General features: G+C 65.6%; 1 protein-coding gene and 1 pseudogene. Both read right to left on the bottom strand.

The window, feature by feature from the left end:
• Positions 1 to 528: pseudogene (locus tag AAIL68_RS17220) on the bottom strand (MFS transporter); the annotation flags it as partial.
• The gene (locus AAIL68_RS17215; RefSeq protein WP_347141010.1) at positions 528 to 2,588 is read right to left on the bottom strand and encodes a TonB-dependent siderophore receptor; all 2,061 of its coding nucleotides are present in this window, start codon (positions 2,586 to 2,588) and stop codon (positions 528 to 530) included. The gene AAIL68_RS17215 and the pseudogene AAIL68_RS17220, both read right to left, overlap by 1 nt.
• Positions 2,589 to 3,017 lie beyond the last annotated feature (429 nt).

Genomic DNA, 3,017 nt, shown 5'->3' with positions numbered 1-3,017 from the left:
CGCCCCGGTCCACCCCACGCGCGCGACCATGACAAGAAGAAGCCCCGCGCCGATCGCCGATCCCACATAGGCGCCTCCGACCTGCGCGGCATTGCCCCAGCCGTGCCCGCTGCGCGCGAGGGCGCCAACCGCGTGGCCGTCAACGACGATATCGGCGGTTGCCGTGGCGAAGGCCACCACCATCAGGCAGGCCAGTGCCGGCAGCAGCGGCACCAGACCGACGACCCCGGTGGCCAGCAGACCCAGAACGGCGACCAGGCCGAACAGCAGAACCAGCATGGCGCTGCGGGGCGGTTGGCCCCAGGGCAACCGCCACCGTTCGATCACCGGCGACCACAGAACCTTCAGCGCCCAGGGCGCGATCAGCAGGGACAGAAGGCCGATCCGGTCAAGCGGCAGGCCCTGGTCGCGCAGCACGGCGGGCAGCCCGCCCCAGGTCAGGCCGCCGATCACGCTTTGCGCGACATAGGCGGCCCACAGGCCGGACAGGATCGCAGCCTGTCCGGGCTGCCTCGCGTCCCGCGCCATCAGAAGCGGCGGCTCAGGCTTGCCGTCCAGGTGCGGCCCTCGTCACGATAGCAGTATCCGGCGGTGCAGGTCTGCTTCTGCTGGTCGAACAGGTTCTTGATGTTCACCTGCATCTCGACCCCCGGCAGTTGCGCCGGCTGGTAGCTGACCCCCAGATCCACGAAGACGCGATCGTCGTTGGTGATGGCATTGGCATCATCGCCATAGCTTTCGCCCACATAGCGCAGGCCTGCCGCCAGCCCGAGACCCGCCGCCGGACCCGACTGGATGTCATACTTGCCCCAGAGCGAGAGCGTATCGTTCGGAACGCCCGACAGTTCGTTGCCCACGGTTCCCGCCGCGCCCTTCTCGATCCTGACGCGCTGATGGGCATAGCTGGCGATCACGCCCCAGCCATTGTCCCAGTTCGCCTGCGCCTCCAGCTCGACGCCGCGGCTGTTCAGGTCCAACTGACGCTGCCGGTTCTCGCCGGTCGAGACATCCAGCACGGTGCCATCGCGCTGATCGATGTCGAAGACGGCTGCGGACAGCAGCAGGTTCGTGCCTTCGGGCGCGTATTTCAGGCCGATCTCGCGCTGCGTGGACTGCGTGGGGCGGGCCGCCCGCTGCGTGGCCTCATCGGCCGGATCGTCATAAACGAAGCCGATATTGGGCGCGAAGGAGGTCGAGACGCTGCCATAGACCATGACACCGTTGCTCCAGTCATAGCTCAGCGCCAGGCGCCCGGAACGGCCGGTATCCTCCTGCGTGCCCGTCGAACGGTCGGCAGCCGTGGTGGTCGTCTCGACACTGTCCCAGCGGGCGCTGGCGAAGGCCTGCCAGTTGCCCCACTGCATCTGGTCATGCAGGTAGATGCCCATCTGGCGCTGTTCCTGCGCGCCGGTGAAGGGCACCGCAGCCGCGGCGGTATCGGCAGCCGAGACATAGCCCAGGGTGCTGTAGGTCTCATAATCGGCGCGGGTCATGTCGATGCCGGCCAGGATGTCGTGGGACACTGCCCCGGTATTCCCGCTCCAGCGCAACCCGTTGTCGAGCACCAGCGTGTCGATGTTTTCCTTGTAGTGGCCCCAGTAGCGGGCCAGGTCGGCGCCCAGGGGATAATGGCCGCTGTATTCCAGGTCGATGTCGACGCGTGCCGCGCGGAAGCTTTGGCGCAGCGTCACGCTGTCGTTCAGGTCATGCTCGATCTCATAGCCGAGACGCCACTGGTCCTGATCGAAGTCGTTGTAGTCGGGATCGCCCTCGTAGAGGTCGGACACCTCTCCATAGGCCGGGTTGTAGAAGGCGGCGGTTCCGCCTGTCACCGAACTGGAAACCTCGGCCAGCAGGGTCGCGCGGGTCACGCCATTGTCCCAGGACAAGGCCGGGGCGAAATAGGTCTTGTCGTCCGCATAGCCGGGAAGATCGCTGTTTGCCTTGCGGGCCAGACCCGTCAGACGATAGCTGAACTCGCTGCCTTCCGACAGCGGACCGGAGAAATCGCCCGCGATCTGGGCGCGGTCATTGGCGCCGGTGGTCAGTTCGATCTCGCGATAGCGGTCGTCCTTAGGGCGCTTGGTGATCAGGTTGACGATGCCGCCCGGCCCGCTGACGCCGTAAAGGGACGAGTTCGGCCCCTTCAGCACCGCGACCCCTTCCAGCCCGTAGGGCTCGGACTTGAACCAGGCGGTCGGCGCGTTGTATTGGCGCAGCCCGTCGCGGAAATAGCCGTTGTAATAGGCCGGAAGCCCGCGCAGGAAAAAGGCGTCGAACCGGGTGTCGAAGCCGTAGTTGTTCGGGTTCGCGGCGGCCGTATAGCCCAAGGCTTCGTTCAGGGTGCGCGGCGCCTGATCCTCGATCTGGTCCTGCGTGACGATGGTGACGGCCTGGGGGATCCTGCCGACCGGCGTGTCCAGCTTGGTGGCCGTTCGGCTGGTGCCGGGAACATAGCCGTCCTGGACCAGCGTGGTGTCGCTTTCCGCTTCCAGCGTGATCTCGGACAAGACGTAGGGAGCCTCCTGCGCGACAGCGGGAAGGGCCGCAACACCGGCAAGCAGGCAGGCAATCAACGGTCTGTTCATCATGGTTCCTTGGGCAATGAGGCCGGCAACGGGCCCGTGATCAGGTCACGGGCATAAACAACACGCCAGCATGCGAGGGGGTGCCACATGCCTGACTGCCACTCGGCTAGAGATTCCGATTGAATCTGTCAAGTATTGGATGCCGGCTACGGCTGTTCAGCGTGAAGGGCAGTGAAGGCCCACCACAGCCATCGCGATGCGGTGCTTTGAAACAGGGCACGCAAACCATGGGCGCGGCCCTGCGAACGCACGGTGCGACCCTCGAACAGCGCAGGAAGATATCTGCAGGTCTTTCAGGGCCATTCTCGCAAGGACCGACAGTAGGCGAAGGTTTTCCATCGTGGCGTTCCCGGTTGCGCATCGGGGCCAACTGGCGATAGTTTCGCCGCCTTCGAGAAAGCCGCCGACGATGCCGTCGTCGCCATGCGC

Source organism: Paracoccus sp. SSK6 (genome assembly GCF_039770665.1).
Classification (GTDB): domain Bacteria; phylum Pseudomonadota; class Alphaproteobacteria; order Rhodobacterales; family Rhodobacteraceae; genus Paracoccus.
The sequence above is the reverse complement of the archived record's forward strand: the minus strand, read 5'-3'. Positions and strand labels throughout refer to the sequence as shown.

What these genes read in the sequence shown, in the direction of transcription:
- AAIL68_RS17215 (WP_347141010.1), bottom strand. Translation starts at nt 2,588, where the DNA reads ATGAACAGACCGTTGATTGCCTGCCTGCTTGCCGGTGTTGCGGCCCTT.